We start from the raw sequence: 16,536 nt of genomic DNA, 5'->3' as shown, positions 1-16,536 counted from the left end.
TTCTTTCTTAGTTGATTGTGGCGATCCACTCGCCGGATGCAGACTTAGCGAAGCCGACTATTCGATCGATAGCTCGCGCGTCGGGTGCCATCTTGACTGAGGTCATGCAGGCGACACCTGGCCCTGCCCCGGCCTTGTCACATTGGCCGAGTGCCAGAGAGATTTCCGGCAGGTTTTTCCGATCCCAAACGAGAGGAGACGCCGCATGTGCTTTGCGGTAGGCGGCCAATGCTTCGGCTTCTGTCGGCGCTTCAACAGTCGGAATAGGGCAAAGGGATGGATCAGCGGAGATAGCCGCAACGAGTTCTGCTTTCGAGATGGCCTGAGCTTCGACTTTCGGCTCGGAGGTTACAATGTAGGTGCCGCCGGCGCCAGCCGCTATACCGAGGGTGGCTGCGATCGCGATTATGGCGTTCTGGTGCATAGATTCTTCCTCTTAGGCCAGGCTAGGTGCGTAGATTGAACCAGAAGCGCTCTTTGACGCCCTTGTCGTTGGGAACGTCGAAGAACCAGGGATTTGCGCGCCGCGGACGGGGGGACGTTACCTGCACCTTGCAACCGTTGTAGCGATTGTCGCGATTCAAGAAATGTTCGCTGTTGCCGCTGATGGACCTTACGGTCACACCGTTACGCTGGTTGGCGTCCTCGTCACCATAGAGGCGATTGTACTCGCCGCGGTTCTCGCATCTGTCCACGACCCGGACGCATTGGTCCTCCTCGTTGCGGCGGCGGAAGCCGTTGTCGTTCCCATCATTGCTGGAGGTGGGGCGCGACCCTGCAGGGCAGTCCTCGAACTCTTGCCGGCCCGGCTCGCTGGTCTTCGCCTCGTGACAAATGGGCCAATCAAATCCCGGCTTCGACATTGCGGCTATCAGCCTCTTCATCGGGGGCACGCAATAGGGAACGCCCTGCCAGGACGGATTTTGCGAGGCAGCGCAAAGGAGAACCTGGCAGCCCCAGGAAGCATCTTCTGCCTTTGCTCCTGTGGGGGGCATGGTAAGCGCAGCAAGACCGGCTGCAGCATAAAGCAGGTGTTTCATGTCAGTTGGCCCTCATGATGGTTGCGGCTGGAGACGCCCGATCGACGAATAGCTTGTCGAGCGGTGTGGCGTGGTGCACTCGACCGCCTGCTGCGTAGAGGACGGCGGCGACGAGCGCGAAGGCTGAGAACCAGAGGATCCCGATCTGAAAAAGCATCGGCTGGTTGGGAATGTCCCGGCAAAGCGGTGGAAAGGCGAATAAGCCGACGAGAAAGCTGTCCAGCGCCAGATGACGTCGATCGAGAAAGAGGATCGAAAGGATCAGGAGCACCAGGGCGAACGGACCGTGCACCCACCAGATTCGTTCCGAAACGACGATGAGCGCAAACGATAACGGAATGGCGAGCATTAAGCTCGCCAGCGGATCGGTTGCGAATGAGCTCGCAATATGTGCGAGGTCGGGCAACTATCGGTCTGTCCTCGTGGGCTTTTTCCGCGCGTCGATGAAGGGCGGCGATATTTCGCTTTCCCGTTCGACAATCAGGTTGAAATCAGCGATCGGCCGCCGGTCTAGCGTCTTGTCGACGGCCTTGCGACGCCACTCGTTCATGTCGAGAACGTAAGTTGCCCACATGCCATAGCGGGCCGCCATCGCATGCTGCTGATAGGCCAGGTATTGGCTGTTGTATGAATAGGGTGACGCGACACGCGCCCATCCGACACGAAGCAAATCGACTGCAATATCGCGGCCGGCTGACGTGCAGCGGGCTTGGGGGATACCGTCATTGCCATAGGCTAAGACGGTGCATTCGACCGGTTTGCTGCCTATGGTCCTCTTGAGCCAAGCCTTTGCAAGTGGGCCGCACGGAACGGGTGAAGGCGCCTTTTGCCGATCGCGATCCACCCACGTGGGATCAATCGCCCACTGTGGGAGCTCGCACGCGTCGATCTCGACGAGGCGAACGCGCTGCGCATATTGCGGATACCACAAGGTGCGGCCGTCCATGACGGAGACTCGGCCTTTGTAGACCGGATTTTGGTAGATCGGAGCTTCGCTCAATCTCTGCGGTGGCCGAGCCGCCGCGGCCGGAGTCTTGATGAGATCCGCGGCTGTCGCTGCATGGGGGATCGTGGCGAGCGCGGCGGCTGCAAGCAGGTATCGCTTCATTGATCTGCCTTCTTGGTTCGCGCATTCACCTCGCGGCTCAAGAGAATGGCCGGATGCTGGACGTCTTCGAACTGCCAGAGGCCGGCACGCTTATCGCGCGCAAGTTTCTCAGCCACGGCATAGGGGACGTGATAGGGCATGCCCTCACCGTTGAGGGCCGCGAAGGCGTATCCGCTCGTGATCAGGACGTTTGCCAGATCAAGCCGCTCCTTCACAACTGTGGCGTAGCAGACGACGTAAGCGATACCGTCTTTCTTCACCACCGGGGCGCAAACCGGTTTGGTGTCCTTGATATAGGCCGCCAGCACGGCAAGGGACGCCTCGCCGCAGTCGCGTTTCTGCCCGTGCTTGTCCGTATAGGAAGTGCCGCGCAAACAGGACTGGACGCCATAGAGGCGGAATCTTTCACCATTGGAAACCCACGTGTCGCCAGTTTCCAGGGTGACGCCAGGAAGAAGATCGAAATAGCCTGCCGGCGCTGCGGATACGGAAGTCGGCAAGAGAGCCAACAGAAGGGAGAGAGCCTTACTCATTGACCCTTCACCCTCGGATCGGCCCACATTCCGAATGAGCCCTTCTGGCCGATCTCCTCAGCTTTGGAGAGATCCGGACGAACGGGAGTCCCATCTGGGTTTTTTGCGAGGCGGAGCGCGCCGAGCGACAAAAGCTGCTCCTCGAACATATCGACGGAGTCGAGGCTACCGCGGAAATTATAGTAGCCGTAGCAGGTGGCGTTCTGGACGGGCGAACCTTGCTCGCTCACGAAGGCACGGCAAAACACGACCTTCGGGTTTTGTAACAGGATCTGAAGCTGTTGCTGCGCATAATCGGTGCAGCTCCCGGCGAAGTCTTCACTGCGATTGACCATTTCGCCCTTGCATGGCTCCAGGCCAAAAAGGTGCAGTGTTGTCTTGTCATCCACGCGAAAGTCGGTCGGTGAAACGGCCTTAAATCCGGCCGTTGTTGCATAGCCCTTCCGATCGGCGACCTTCCCGCTCCCGTCGTAATATTCGAGCACGAGAACCGTCTTGCCCGGCGCTGCGAGCGATTTGATGTAATCCTTGTTGATGTCCGAGACGGACAAAGCAGGTGTGGCGACTGTGCAACTTGCAAGTGCGGCGATAATGGTCCGTTTCATTTTCTAGCCCTTACCCATATTGCTTCAACTCGTTCCCCTGCAATAGGGGGTTTAAGTCTGCCTCGAAAAGTTGTATCGCTGAACCAAATCGATGCGATACCTTCATCAGCTTAGTTGGTTTTCGTTTCGATCACAACACCGCAAGTTAGGCGCGGGACGATGGAAAAAAGGGCTAGATTTTCAGGCGTTTTGGGCTGGGCCGCTTTGGCGGGTAGCGCCCTTTTGTGCACGAGCTGGGTTCCGATTTCTTACGCCCAAGATGGGCGTAAATCCGAAAATATCATAACAAATAAAAGTACTTGGCCGGTTGACAAGAAGGCGGAGCTTGCAACGAACTTCGATGAGCGCTGGCGCGGCTCAGAGAAGGAGTTCGTGCTAGGCGCTGATGGCGTAGTAAAGCAGCAAGATGCGGTTCAGAACAAAGCTGACAACAGCCCCCATGATTTTGGGGGCCTGCATCATATTGATGCAGGTTTGAGCAATTTCGCTCCCTCCAACAACGTGCCGAACAGGGTTGATGAACCGCAGGTTCCCACGGGCTCTATACAGCAAATTGGTGCATTTCGGCAGATCAATGACAACACCATAGACGTGTATGAGTGCGGTCCGTCTCCGCTCAGCCCGGAAGAGGTTAAGTCTCTGGTTGTGCAGACGGCGCGCAAATATCGCGTCGATGAAGTCTTCGCGGCGGCCATCGCCTGGGCCGAGAGCAGCTTTGACCAAAGTCGCAACTCCCCAAAGGGCGCGCGCGGACCGATGCAGCTCATGCCTGCTACGGCTGCGCGGTTCGGAGTTACGGACATGTGTGATCCCGCTCAGAATATCGAGGGCGGGATGAAGTACCTGCGCTTTCTGCTTGATGAGTTTCAGAACCCGCTCCTGGTCGCGGCTGCTTACAACAGCGGCGAACAGCGGATCTACCAACACGGCGGGATCCCGCCTTTCCAGGAAACAGTCGGATACGTCGCGAAGGTGGTGAACTACCAACTCGGGCTGCCAATGCCGTCGGCAAAGGGCAAGGCGAGGCCGGCCGCCGCTCCGCAGGCGGTCTCGGATGCGAGTGACAGCCGCGACGCCGGTGTCATCGCCGTGAAGAAGACCGGCAAGTTTGTCGGCGGTGTCATGCACTTTTGAAGGAGAGAAACATGCAATTTGAAATGCAAACGAGGAAGTCTAAGGCTCTCAAGCTCGCAGCCACGCTCGGCATTGTGGCCGCATTCCAAGTCGCGGGCGCTGATGTTGCTCTCGCGCAGAGTGCAGGCGGCGCCTTCGGGCCGCTGCAGACGGCGGTACAGATGATCGTCGATTTCATCACAGGCCCGTTCGGTCGGCTGCTCGCGATCATTGCCGTTATCGGCCTTGGCTTTCTGGCATTCGCCGGTCGCTTGTCGTGGTTCACGGCCGGCGCGGTCGTGATGGGAATCGGTCTGGTATTTGGCGCACCGGCGATCGTCGACGAGATGATCTCGGCGGTCGGTCAGTGACCGATGAGTGAGTTTCAGGACGAAAAACCGGCTCTGACGCCGTTGGTGATCGGGTTAACCCGGTCCCCAACCCTTTGGGGCGTGCCCTACATGGCGGTGGTGCTGATCGTTGGCGTCACCATCATCGGTTGGCTTGCAACGAACGACCTCCTGGCGTTGCTCATCGCGCCGGTTGCTTACCTTGTCCTGTTCTCGCTCTGCACCTGGGACAACAGGATCCTCGATGTGATGCAGGTGACGTCCCGCAAGACGCCCCGCACGCCCAACAAGCGCTTTTGGGGCACCAACTCTTACGGACCGTGACCATGCTGAAAGTCGTCAAAGAAGAGCTTGGATTCGGCCCGGTCGCCAGCAATGAGCGGCCCATGTCGACTCATATTCCGTATCTCCGACATGTCTCCGATACAGTGATCGGGCTGGAAAACGGATCGCTTCTAAGCGTCATCAAACTCAATGGACTGTTCTTCCAGACGGAGGACCAGGCTGAGCTCAACATGCGGTCGGTCGTCCAGAACACGATGATCCGTGCCTTGGGGTCGAGCCGCTATTCTCTTTGGTCGACCGTGATCCGGAGAGAGGTCGAAACGCAGATCGGTGGCGCGTTCGACGAACCATTCTGCGATCTGTTGAACAAGCGCTACATGGGGCAACTGCGCCACAAGCGCATGTTTACGAACGAAATATACTTGACGGTCGTGCGGTCTGGGATGCGGGGCGCCCTCGGCATTGGCGACTCGTTGAAGAGGCTCTTTGACAAGACCAACAGGGTCGCTCGGGTCCAGCAAACGCGCGAAGATGTTACGGAGCTCGAGGAGCTGATCGGCAACATCGCCCGCGATCTGCACAAGTATGGAGCCCGGGCGCTCGGAATTACCTATCGTCGCAGGAATGACGACGAGGCCAAGATAGAAGGGCGTGATGAGAAGGGGAAAGGCGAGCCCTACTCCGAACCCTGCGAGTTCTTCAACGCGATCCTGAGCTGCGGTGTGCCGCGCAAGATGCGCCTGCCGCGCATGGGCATTCGCAATTATGTCGGAACGTCGCGACTGCATTTCAGCAAGCGGACGATGCAGGCTCAAGCAGCTGTCGATGAAGACACCCGCTTTGGAGCGCTGCTGTCCATCAAGGAGTATCCGCCTTTCACCGGGCCGGGCATGCTGGACGGCCTGCTGCAGGTAAACCACGAATTCATTCTGACGCAGTCCTTCACCATCGCCGACAAGCCGATCGCCCAAGAACGAATTAGTCGGTTGCAGAGGCAGATCAGAGCCTCGGACGAGTCCGGTAGCTCAGTCGAACAGGATATCGACTATGCGCTCAATAGCCTGATGAACCAGGAAGCCGTCTTCGGTTTCCACCATCTTTCGCTCCTATGCCTCTCCCGCGATCTCCCAGGCCTTAGCCGCACCGTTTCCGAACTCGGTGCTTGCCTCACCGACATGAATCTCACCTGGCTTCGCGAGGATCTGAACCTCGAAGCGGGTTTTTGGGCGCAACTGCCCGGCAATCACAGCTACATTGCTCGCAAAGCGATGTTGTCGAGCGCGAATTTTTCCGGCCTGTCCTCCATGCACAATTTCGCGACGGGCCAGGCCGATCGCACTCATTGGGGACTGCCGATCACGATCCTCGAAACCACGTCGCAGACGCCGTACTGGTTCAACTTCCATCGCCGCGACATCGGGCACTTCCTCGTCACGGGACCAACCGGCTCCGGTAAAACGGTCGCTTTGACCTTCCTGCTCGCACAGGCGATGCGCGTGTCACCGACGCCGAAAGCCGTGTTCTTCGACAAGGATCGCGGCGCGGAAATCTTCGTAAGGGCGATTGGTGGTTCATATGAGGTGCTGTCACCGGGAACGCCGACCGGCTTTAATCCGCTGCAGCTCGAAAATACCGGCCCAAACCGCGAATTCCTGCTTCGCCTCTTGAAGGCAATGCTGCGCTCCGGTGATCGCAGTGATTTCACTCAGGAAGACGAGGATACGCTTGAGCGGGCGATCGTCCGCCTGATGCAGGAACCTGCGTCGGAACGAAACCTAGCGAACCTGGCCGCCCTGCTTGTGGGCCGGTCGCGGGCGGATGCCAATGACCTTCACTCTCGCCTTCGTCCTTGGATCGAAGGTGAAAAGGCGTGGCTCTTCAACGCTCAGCACGACGTCCTCTCTTTCTCGGGTCGCAGCGTCTTCGGGTTCGACATGACGAACATCCTCGGCAACGAGGATCTCCGCACGCCGGCGCTGATGTATCTCTATCATCGCCTCGACGAGCTGCTCGACGGAAGCCCCGTCATGTTCTTCATGGACGAGGGCTGGCAGCTTCTTATGGACGAGACCTTTTCGGCGTTCATCGTCGACAAGATGAAAACCATCCGCAAGCTCAACGGCATTGTTGGCTTCGGCACCCAGTCCGCGGCGGATGTCGCCAAGGCAAAAGCCTCGCATACGCTGATCGAGCAGTCGGCGACGAACATTCACTTTCCAAACCCGCGGGCCGACGAAGAGAGCTACATCAAGCGCTTTGGCCTGACGGTGAAGGAATTCAACTTCATCAAGAACACTCCACCCGAAAAGCGAACTTTCCTGATCAAGCACGGCAATGACTCGGTCATCGCTCGGCTCGATGTCTCCGCCATGCCCGATCTCGTGAAGGTGCTCTCCGGCCGCAAGGAGACCGTCGAGGAGTGCGCGGCGCTTCGGGAACAATATGGCGACGAGCCTGAAAATTGGCTGGCTCAATTTTGCGGATGGGAGAAGGCCGAATGAGGAAGAGTCCTGCTTTGTGGGTGATTTCTGCGCTGTGGCTTGGTGCCTTCGGAACGGCGCACTCTCAGGTGCCGGTGGTTGACGGCGAGGTGCTCGAGACCGACATCAAACGCGACCAGAAGACGACGGAAATCGAGAAGACGGATAGTGACCGTCATACGGTCAGCAAGAGCGTGACCTGCTCAATGTATCGTCCAGGTCGCAGCGGTGACGCCGCTTCCGCTGCAACGGCCAACCCGGAAATCACCGGCCTCGTGAAGCGAGTGGCCCAGGAAGAAGGCGTCGACGAAAGCCTCTTCATGGCGCTCGTCTACCAAGAAAGCCGGTTCAATCCCTGTGCGAAATCGCCGGTCGGCGCCATTGGGCTTTCTCAGCTCATGCCGGGTACAGCCAAGGATCTCGGGGTCAATCCTTATGACATGGAAGACAATCTTCGTGGCGGCGCGCGCTATCTGAAACAACAGCTCCGGCGCTTCAACGGCAACACGAATCTCGCACTGGCTGCCTACAACGCTGGACCTGGCAACGTCCAGAAATATGGCGGTATTCCGCCATTTAAGGAAACGCAAGGGTATGTTGCAAACATCACCCAAAAATGGCTCCCCGCCTTCGGCGGCTCCGACGTTACCAACATCCCTGTGAACTATGGCGGCGGGTCTACAGGCTTCACCGGCATGCGGGATTCCACCATCAACTCCATGGCGACGTTCCAGGCGATCGGGGAAAGCAGCGGGAATGTTGCCTCCTGGCTGCAGCAGTTGGGCGCAATGTCCAGCGGGACCATCCAGGGCAGTTGGGACCATAATTCCGGCGCGCGAAATGCCAACCTCGAAATGATGAACCAGGTCATCCGCCTCGGCACGACGATGGCGGACCTCATGAATTCTCGTAGTGCGGTCGATGTCGGCAATATTTCCGGCGCATCACGTACGAGCGACTTCAAGAAGGATGACGACGACGAGGATCGCGAAACGACCGGCGTTTGCGATCCCCGCGCGGCGCTTGAATGGAGCCCGACAGAAAAGGCTTGCGTCCAGAAGCGGGAGCGCGAAGCCAACGTAGATCTGATGTTGACCGCTCAATGAGGAGAACTGCCATGAAACGTTTGATTTTAGCGGCGTGCTCGGTGGCCCTTGCGTCCGCAGCTTCCGCGCAAGTCCCGGTCATCGACGCTGCTAATCTTGAGATCGCCCAGAGGACGTCGACGACGACCGACCAAATTCTTGGGACGAATAAGGAAGTCCTGAAAACGGTCCAGGAGACCCTTCAGGCGGTGACCGGGGATCGCGGTAGCGATGCAAACCAGATGCAGAACCTTGCCGTCGGTAATGGATTCAGCGTCTCCCAGATGCCGTCCTTCGACAGCCTGATGTCGGGCGGCGTTCCGAATTTCGGAAGCATGGGCGGCGATGTTGCCAAGGTTGCAACGACCTTCATCAATGGGCTGCAACTGGTGAAGAACCTGTCCGGTCAGACAGGCAGCTCGTTTTCAGGCGACAAGTCCTATGAAGAGATGGTGAATACCGTTCTCGGTGTTGCGGCGCTCGTTAATGGCTCGCAACAGGCCGTCCAGAAGCGCCGCACCTCGTTCGAGCAGGCGGGCGCAAATATCGGCCAGGCCAAGGACATCAAGGGCTCGATCGATCAGAACACACAGCTTCAGGTCCAGGCAGGCCTGACGATCAACGAGCTGATCGGCGTCATGAACGGCGCCGTGTCTTCGCTCCAGGCCGATAACCAGCGGCGCCTGACGGACATTTCCAACTCGAAGAAGGCGCTCTCCTACAGTGACCAGTAAAATCACCATGACGGCAAAGGTTCTGTCTTCAGTCCTAATCGCGGCCGGCCTCGCCGGCTGCGGTACGGCGGCCAAGGAGAAGACCGCACCCTGCAAGAGACCTGCCAATCTAACTTCTTACGCGCCGGATCCTCGCCAGGAATGCGGACCGATGATGAGCGTCAATGGTGATGCAGCGGCCGCCCTGGCGGCAATCGAGGCAATCGCGGCTGAATAAGGACAATTTGCAACGATGCACGATTTCTTGGGCGATCTGCTCGACAGAATTGAACAGACAGGCGCGGATTTCTCTGAGCAAGCCTATGGGATTGTCGGCGATGAGATCGTGCCGCTGCTCACCATCATGTTCATCGCATATGTGGGATACTACGGGCTCCAACTCTTCATGGGAACGGCCCGCATCAGCGTCAGCGAGATCATTGGTCGCGTGGCCCGTATGTTGATCATTCTGGCGCTGGTCAGGGAGTGGGACTACTTCAACACTCTTTTCTATTCCTGGCTGAATAACACTCCGGAAGATGTGGGCCGGGCGATCCTGACCGCCACCGGGACAGGCATCACAGAGCCGACAAACGGCCTTTCGATGATCTGGAAAACGGCGAACGAGGCCGCTTCTGCCTTTGCGGAACAGTCCGGTTATTTCGCGGTACTCCCGTCCATGATCGGTTTTCTGATCATGCTTGCAGTGGCGGTTTTCATTGCAGTGGCTCTGGCGATCCTACTCCTTGCCAAGGTGATGATGTGGGTGCTGATCGGGACCGCACCTATCTTCATCGGCTGCATGCTCTTCCAACAGACAAGAGGCATGGGCGTCGCCTGGTTCCAGCAGGTGCTGATGTATGCGCTGATCCCACTATTCGTCTACGTCGTGGCTGCATTCCTGATCTCAGCGATGGACCCGGAACTGACAAAGGTCACGAGCGCTGCAAACCAGCGGGAACTTCAGCTTAGCGACATTTCCGCTTTCCTGCTGCTTTGCGCCGCGGGCGCATTTGTACTCTTCAACATTCAGGTTCTCGCGCAGGGCATTACCGGTGGCGTGGCCGCCGGCATTGGCAACGTAGCGCGCGCCGTCGGCCGATTTGCAGGCATATCGGGGCCAATATCCACCCTGTCAGGCGGACAACGTCTGGCGGGGTCAATTGGCAGCGCCGGCATGCAAGCCAGGGCACGTACCCAGGAAGGCATGAGAACCAACATTCGCAACGCCGCTGCTGAGGCGATGCAGAACCGCATTAGCAGCAACAGCATGCCTCGCTGAGGCGCGAATTTAAGGGCTAGAACTAATGGCAGAAACGAATGACGCAGCTCTTCGGAGCTACTTTCAGGACGGCGATCGTTGGGAACTGGAGATCGTCAAAAAGGCCAAGCGATCGCGCTCGCTCGCATGGTTCGTCACAATGATTTTCGGCGCGATCACCCTGCTGTCACTGACAGCATTGGTGATGCTCGTTCCGCTGAAGAGCTTCGAGCCGTACATCGTTGAGGTCGATAAGATCACCGGCTATATGGAGGTGAAGACCGGCCTAACCAGGTCCGCCAAGCTGACCGACCAACAGGCGGTCACTCAAGCGAACGTCGTTCGCTATATCCGATCTCGCGAAGGCTACGACCCATTCGCGATTGAGCAGAATTTCGGCATCGCCGCCCTACTCTCCACTGATGATGCGGCCCGTGAGCTGCAGGAGCTTTACAGCGCGGCCAATCCCAGCAATCCCGCAAAGGTACTCGGCAAGAACAAGAAGGTGACGGTCGACATCAAGTCCGTCACCTTCTCCAATGCAAGCACGGCCTTGGTCCGGTTTTCGACCACCGAAAAATCGGACACGGATTCGATCGTCCGTCACTACATTTCGGTCGTTCGCTATCGCTATACGGACACGCCAGCGACCAACGAATGGCGCTTCGAGAACCCCTTGGGCTTCCAGGTCTACAACTACCGTCGCGATCAAGAAACGGTTACGCCGGGAGGTGAGGAATGATCAAACGCCTCCTGCTTTCCACGGCCTGCGCGGCCGCGATGATGACTCACGCCCATGCTGCGCAGGCACCTCGCCCGGGCAGCCTCGATTCGCGCGTGACCAGCGTCGTCTATCAGTCCAATAACGTCGTGAAGGTCTCTGCCACCTACGGCATCTCTACCATGATCATCTTTGACGAGGACGAAAAGTTCGAAACGATCTCGCTTGGCGACACCGACAGTTGGCAGGTTGCCCCTTCCGAGAAGGGCAACATTCTGTTCGTGAAGCCGATCGCAAAGAACGTCGCCACCAACATGAATGTCGTGACCAGCAAGAGGATCTATTTCCTCGAGCTCAACGACCATGCTCCGTCCGATGGCAAGCAGGTGTTCGGGGTCCGTTTCGTCTATCCCGAGAAGGATCTAAATGCCGCGCTCCGCAAGAAGGCTGAGTACCGGGCGGCCTACCCAAACATGTCGAATGTCGATAAAGCCAACGTCAACATCGACTATTCGTTTTCCGGTGATCCGGCGTTGAAGCCCTTGGTGATCTTCGACGACGGGAAAAAGACCTTCTTCAAGTTCGGCAGCCGGGTCCCGGCGATTTTTGCCGTCCAGGCCGACTTTTCCGAGACGCTGCGCAATTTCCGGAAGGAGGGCGAATACATCGTCGTCGATGGTGTCGCGACGCAATACACGCTGCGCGAGGGCAATCAATGGACCTGCATCTTTAACCTTCGCAAGCCCGACTTCGGCGCTCCGGACCCTGCCATTCTCGGTCCGGCTCCTGACACCAAGGCGACGAAACGTAGGAGGAGCGGCAACTAATGAAGCGCAGCCCTGAACTTGAGGCCATGACGACGGCCGATGAAACGGCCGTCAGCAACAGAAACGCTGGACGCAATCAAACCATCGGCATGGCTGCCCTACTCCTGGGGGGCGCTGTCGCCGCCTATTTCGTGCTTGCCACGGCAGGAGAAAAGCCGCGTGACGTCGCCGATAGCGATGAAGAGTTTCAGACGACCACCTTCCGGCCGCCGTCATACGTGCGTGAGCAAGAAGAGCCAAAGCCGGAGATAGAGCCTGCAGTCATCAATCTGCCCCCTCCTCCGGAGCCAGTTGAAGAAGAGCCCGCCGATACCACGGAGTTCAACGTTCCACCGCCACCAGAGGTCGTTGAAGCCACACCCGAGATTGCGCCTGTCGAAGAGTTTCCCGAACGCTATAAGTCGGGGCTGATCTCGCTTGATCAGAAAGGCAATGGCAACGGCAACGGAGGTTTTCCAGGCGAAGACGATTCAGGGCTCAGCGTCGCCGGCGAAGACCGAAACAGCAAGTACCTCGCTGCGGCCTCGAGTCTCGCGGATCGGAGCGCAAAGGCGCGGCAGATCGAACGCATCGACGCCATGATCCCAGAAGGAACGTTAATCCCCGGCATCCTCGAGACCGCAATCAACAGCGATCTTCCCGGCCAAATTCGTGCGATCACGTCGCAGGACGTCTATTCCTTCGACGGGAGGCGCGTCCTCATCCCGACTGGAACGCGCCTCATTGGCGAATATCAGTCCGAAATTACCCGCGGACAGAAGCGCATTTTCGTCATCTGGACCCGGCTCATTCGCGATGACGGCGTGTCGGTGCGCCTTAACTCCATTGGCACGGATAGTTTGGGGCGCTCGGGCCTGACCGGCCACGTCGACAACAAGTGGCGCGAGCGGTTCGGCTCCGCAATCATGCTTTCCGTCGTCGGCGCCGGCGCCAGCTTCCTGACCGGCTACGGAAGCGACGAGGCGTTCGGCGACAATAACAGCGAGGCGCAACGTGGCGAGGAGCTCGCCCGCGAAACCATCGCCGAGACCTTCTCGGACATGGCGAACCAGGCGTTGAGCGAGAACCTTCGTATTCCTCCCACCATTAGCGTCGGCCAGGGCGAGCAGATCTTTGTCTACGTGCGCCAGGACCTCGATTTCAGCGCCATGTATGACGACCCGGTCACCGAAGCGATGAAGGAGATTCAACGTGAACGTCGCCGCAGGTAACACCACTACGATCAGACGCGATCCGCATTACTTCCTCAACCGCGCTCTTGAACCGATCAGGGAATTTCTTGACGATCCGAGGGTGGTGGAAATCGCCGTCAACAAACCGGGTCATGTCTATGTGGAACGGTTTGGCGCCGATCACATGGAGCATCATCGAATCGACGCCCTGACGGGTGATGAAATCCAGAACATCGGCGAGCGTGTTGCGGCTGCGACGAACCAGTTTATCAGCCGCTCCAAGCCGATCCTCAGCGCCGCGCTTCCGACCGGCGAGCGTATCCAGATCATCTTGCCGCCGGCGGCACCCGAAGGCGGCTCGATCTCGATCCGCAAGCAGGTGGTCAATAACTTCACGCTCGAGGAGTATCGCGACAATGGTTCGCTTGATAAGGTCTCTGTCGCCGTCGGCGGTCTCAGCGACACCGATCGCGGGCTGATAGGGCATCTGCGCGCCAATCGGATTTACGATTTCATCCATACCGCCATCACCAGACGGGTCTCTATCCTGATCAGTGGCGGCACTTCCTCCGGCAAAACGACCTTCCTCAATGCCTGCCTTAAGAGCGTCGATCCGCATGAACGGATCATCACGCTCGAGGACACGCGAGAGCTCTTCCCGCCGCAAGAAAATGCCGTTCACCTGATCGCGTCGAAGGGCGATCAGGGCACAGCGGATGTGACCATACAAAGCCTGCTCGAGTCGTCGCTGCGCATGCGACCGGACCGTCTGTTCGTCGGCGAAATTCGAGGCGCAGAGGCTTTTTCCTTCCTCCGCGCAATCAACACCGGCCATCCCGGCAGCATAGGGACGGTTCACGCCGATACGCCGATGGGCGCTTATGAACAACTCACCATGATGATGCAGCAGGCCGGCATGTCGGCGGGTTTTTCGAAGCAGGATCTGATGTCGTATATCCAGAAGGTCATCCCGATCGTCATCCAGCTCCGCCGTGAAGGTGGCAAGCGCGGGGTCTCTGAGATCTTCTTCGCCCGGGATGAGTCATGACGAAGCAGCTCCAGGCGTTCTACCTGCTCTTTTGCGTCGGGATAGCGTTCGTTGTCTGGATGCTCGGGTACGGCCTGGGGCTTCAGCTCTTCTATAAGGACGGTCGGATCCTCGAAACGACGATCACGAGCAATCCTTTTGCTCCGATTCAACAGTTCTGGCACTACAACACGAGCCCTGCCCTGCAAAAGGTCGCGGTTGGTTCGATGGTGCCGGCGCTGCTGGTGGCGGGCCTTGTGGGCTACATCGGACTGAAACCGACGAGCAGCCCCTTGGGGGATGCCGCCTTTCAGGACATGGCTTCGCTACGACGCGGGAAGTGGTTCCGCAAACAGGGCCATATCTTCGGCCGGGTCGGGCGGAACATACTCCGCACCAAGGACGACCGGCATCATCTGATCATTGGCCCGACGCGCTCGGGTAAAGGCGCGGGCTATGTGATCCCCAATGCGCTGATGCACGAAGGCTCGATGATCGTTACCGATCTCAAGGGCGAAGTGTTCAAGGCGACGGCGGGTTATCGCCGCCAGAACGGCAGCCAGGTCTTCCTATTCGCCCCCGGCTCCGCAAAGACCAACAGCTATAACCCACTGGACTTTATCCGGCCGGAGCGCGGCAATCGCACGACCGACATTCAAAACATCGCCAGCATTCTTGTGCCCGAGAACACGGACTCGGACAATTCCGTTTGGCAAGCGACCGCGCAGCAGGTCCTTGCCGGCGTGATCAGCTACATCACGGAAAGCCCCTTCTACAAAGACCGGCGCAACCTCGCCGAGGTCAATTCCTTTTTTAATAGCGGCGTCGATCTCCAGGCGCTCATGAAATACATCAAGGAGAAAGAGCCCTATCTCTCAAAGTTCACCGTCGAGAGCTTCAATTCCTACATCGCCCTATCGGAACGCGCCGCCGCGTCTGCTCTCTTGGACATTCAAAAGGCGATGCGGCCTTTCAAGAATGAGCGGATCGTTGCCGCGACCAATGTCACTGACATGGACCTTCGGGCAATGAAGCGCCGGCCGATCTCGATCTACCTGGCGCCGAACATCACCGACATCACCCTGCTGCGCCCTCTCCTCACCCTGTTCGTGCAGCAGGTAATGGATATCCTCACGCTCGAGCACGATCCAAATTCCCTCCCCGTCTACTTCCTGCTTGACGAGTTCCGGCAGTTGAAGCGGATGGACGAGATCATGACCAAGCTGCCCTATGTGGCTGGTTACAACATCAAGCTCGCCTTCATCATCCAGGATCTGAAGAACCTCGACGAGATCTACGGCGAAACGTCCCGGCATTCCCTGCTCGGCAATTGTGGCTATCAGCTCGTCCTCGGCGCCAATGACCAGGCCACAGCCGAGTACGCGTCCCGCGCGCTCGGAAAACGCACGATCCGCTACCAGTCGGAATCTCGCACGATCGAACTGATGGGCCTGCCCCGCCGCACGAAGGTGGAGCAGATTCGCGAGCGCGATCTGATGATGCCGCAGGAAGTCCGGCAAATGCCGGAGAACAAAATAATCCTGCTCATCGAAGGACAACGGCCGATCTTTGGTGAAAAGCTTCGCTTCTTCCAAACGCAGCCCTTCAAATCAGCCGAGGCGTTTTCCCAAGCCAACATCCCGCAAGTACCGGAAGTCGATTATCTGTCACCGAAGCCCGTGCCGGCGACAACTCCAGAATATGCCAAGGGGGGAGATCCTTCAGTCGAAATTCCCTCGCCGGCGCCAGCGAAGGAGGAAAAGTCCTTGACGGCCGCCGCGGCGGAGGCAGCTCCGGTCAAGGCGGAACCTGAAGCAGACGAGAAAGCTGCAACACCTGCCAAACGCACGGTCAACAAAAAGGCGCTGCGCCCGAGTCCCAAGGCGACTGCTGCAAACACGGGTGGTGCGGAAGCATCTGCAAGCCTTGATGCAATGGAAGCCCGGATAAAGGCCATCGAGGAGGGCCTCAAACCAAAGGCCGCGCAACTCAAGGAAGTGGTCGAGACGAAAGCTGAAAAGCTCGGCGACAAGTCTCCAACCACGCGCCGCAACATCATGGACATCTTTAACGCGACCGTGCCTGATCCCGTCGAAGTCGGCGTGGCGGCCGAATAGCTTTGCGGCGACCCCATTACGGCCACTCGCGCGGCGACGCTGTAAGACTGGAGTGAGCCCATTGTGGACCACCAAGCCCGCCGGACCGAGGACCCGAAT

At 58.4% G+C, this 16,536-nt stretch carries 19 protein-coding genes; 13 read left to right on the top strand and 6 right to left on the bottom strand.

Annotation, left to right across the window (positions count from 1 at the left end; all coding sequences use genetic code 11):
- Window positions 1–7 precede the first annotated feature (7 nt).
- From J2Z31_RS25805 to J2Z31_RS25780, 6 genes are read right to left on the bottom strand one after another with little or no spacing between them, the layout of a single operon-like run.
- The gene (locus tag J2Z31_RS25805) at window positions 8–424 is read right to left on the bottom strand and encodes a hypothetical protein (RefSeq protein WP_209606090.1); all 417 of its coding nucleotides are present in this window, start codon (window positions 422–424) and stop codon (window positions 8–10) included.
- A gap of 22 nt (window positions 425–446) precedes the next feature.
- Complete coding sequence (locus J2Z31_RS25800; RefSeq protein ID WP_209606088.1) at window positions 447–1,040, bottom strand: hypothetical protein; 594 nt, start codon at window positions 1,038–1,040, stop codon at window positions 447–449.
- Between the two features lies 1 nt (window position 1,041).
- Entirely contained in the window at window positions 1,042–1,446 is a 405-nt protein-coding gene (locus tag J2Z31_RS25795) for a hypothetical protein (protein ID WP_209606086.1), read from the bottom strand.
- A complete protein-coding gene (locus J2Z31_RS25790; protein WP_209606084.1) occupies window positions 1,447–2,148 on the bottom strand; it encodes a thermonuclease family protein in 702 nt (233 codons plus the stop codon).
- Window positions 2,145–2,681: a thermonuclease family protein gene (locus J2Z31_RS25785; RefSeq protein ID WP_209606082.1), complete on the bottom strand. Its 537-nt coding sequence runs from the start codon at window positions 2,679–2,681 to the stop codon at window positions 2,145–2,147. The genes J2Z31_RS25790 and J2Z31_RS25785 overlap by 4 nt, the downstream gene beginning before the upstream one ends.
- A complete protein-coding gene (locus J2Z31_RS25780; protein WP_209606080.1) occupies window positions 2,678–3,286 on the bottom strand; it encodes a hypothetical protein in 609 nt (202 codons plus the stop codon). The genes J2Z31_RS25785 and J2Z31_RS25780 overlap by 4 nt, the downstream gene beginning before the upstream one ends.
- 222 nt (window positions 3,287–3,508) lie before the next feature.
- Here J2Z31_RS25780 and J2Z31_RS25775 point away from each other — a divergent pair, with 222 nt between their 5' ends.
- From J2Z31_RS25775 to J2Z31_RS25715, 13 genes are read left to right on the top strand one after another with little or no spacing between them, the layout of a single operon-like run.
- Complete coding sequence (locus J2Z31_RS25775; RefSeq protein WP_209606262.1) at window positions 3,509–4,420, top strand: lytic transglycosylase domain-containing protein; 912 nt, start codon at window positions 3,509–3,511, stop codon at window positions 4,418–4,420.
- A gap of 11 nt (window positions 4,421–4,431) precedes the next feature.
- Complete coding sequence (locus J2Z31_RS25770; RefSeq protein WP_209606078.1) at window positions 4,432–4,770, top strand: TrbC/VirB2 family protein; 339 nt, start codon at window positions 4,432–4,434, stop codon at window positions 4,768–4,770.
- Window positions 4,771–4,773: 3 nt separating this feature from the next.
- On the top strand, window positions 4,774–5,073 hold the full coding sequence (locus J2Z31_RS25765; RefSeq protein WP_014531077.1) for a type IV secretion system protein VirB3: 300 nt from the start codon (window positions 4,774–4,776) through the stop codon (window positions 5,071–5,073).
- Window positions 5,074–5,075: 2 nt separating this feature from the next.
- Window positions 5,076–7,535, top strand: coding sequence for a VirB4 family type IV secretion/conjugal transfer ATPase (locus J2Z31_RS25760; RefSeq protein WP_209606076.1), 2,460 nt, complete (start codon window positions 5,076–5,078; stop codon window positions 7,533–7,535).
- Complete coding sequence (locus J2Z31_RS25755) at window positions 7,532–8,620, top strand: lytic transglycosylase domain-containing protein (protein WP_209606074.1); 1,089 nt, start codon at window positions 7,532–7,534, stop codon at window positions 8,618–8,620. The genes J2Z31_RS25760 and J2Z31_RS25755 overlap by 4 nt, the downstream gene beginning before the upstream one ends.
- A gap of 11 nt (window positions 8,621–8,631) precedes the next feature.
- Entirely contained in the window at window positions 8,632–9,333 is a 702-nt protein-coding gene (locus tag J2Z31_RS25750) for a type IV secretion system protein (RefSeq protein WP_209606072.1), read from the top strand.
- Entirely contained in the window at window positions 9,323–9,550 is a 228-nt protein-coding gene (locus J2Z31_RS25745) for a hypothetical protein (RefSeq protein ID WP_081160389.1), read from the top strand. Before J2Z31_RS25750 ends, J2Z31_RS25745 begins: the two co-directional genes overlap by 11 nt.
- Before the next feature lie 15 nt (window positions 9,551–9,565).
- Window positions 9,566–10,594: a type IV secretion system protein gene (locus J2Z31_RS25740; protein ID WP_209606070.1), complete on the top strand. Its 1,029-nt coding sequence runs from the start codon at window positions 9,566–9,568 to the stop codon at window positions 10,592–10,594.
- 25 nt (window positions 10,595–10,619) lie between these two features.
- Complete coding sequence (locus J2Z31_RS25735; protein ID WP_209606067.1) at window positions 10,620–11,315, top strand: virB8 family protein; 696 nt, start codon at window positions 10,620–10,622, stop codon at window positions 11,313–11,315.
- Entirely contained in the window at window positions 11,312–12,121 is an 810-nt protein-coding gene (gene virB9, locus J2Z31_RS25730; RefSeq protein ID WP_209606065.1) for a P-type conjugative transfer protein VirB9, read from the top strand. Before J2Z31_RS25735 ends, virB9 begins: the two co-directional genes overlap by 4 nt.
- Window positions 12,121–13,332, top strand: coding sequence for a type IV secretion system protein VirB10 (virB10, locus tag J2Z31_RS25725; RefSeq protein ID WP_209606063.1), 1,212 nt, complete (start codon window positions 12,121–12,123; stop codon window positions 13,330–13,332). Before virB9 ends, virB10 begins: the two co-directional genes overlap by 1 nt.
- Window positions 13,313–14,341, top strand: coding sequence for a P-type DNA transfer ATPase VirB11 (gene virB11, locus J2Z31_RS25720; RefSeq protein WP_209606061.1), 1,029 nt, complete (start codon window positions 13,313–13,315; stop codon window positions 14,339–14,341). Before virB10 ends, virB11 begins: the two co-directional genes overlap by 20 nt.
- Window positions 14,338–16,437 carry a type IV secretory system conjugative DNA transfer family protein gene (locus J2Z31_RS25715; RefSeq protein ID WP_209606059.1) on the top strand — a complete coding sequence of 700 codons (2,100 nt, stop codon included), beginning with the start codon at window positions 14,338–14,340 and terminating at the stop codon, window positions 16,435–16,437. The genes virB11 and J2Z31_RS25715 overlap by 4 nt, the downstream gene beginning before the upstream one ends.
- Window positions 16,438–16,536 lie beyond the last annotated feature (99 nt).

This window comes from Sinorhizobium kostiense (assembly GCF_017874595.1).
GTDB lineage: Bacteria > Pseudomonadota > Alphaproteobacteria > Rhizobiales > Rhizobiaceae > Sinorhizobium > Sinorhizobium kostiense.
Note: the sequence above shows the minus strand (reverse complement) of the source record. Positions and strands in the feature narration are given on the sequence as shown.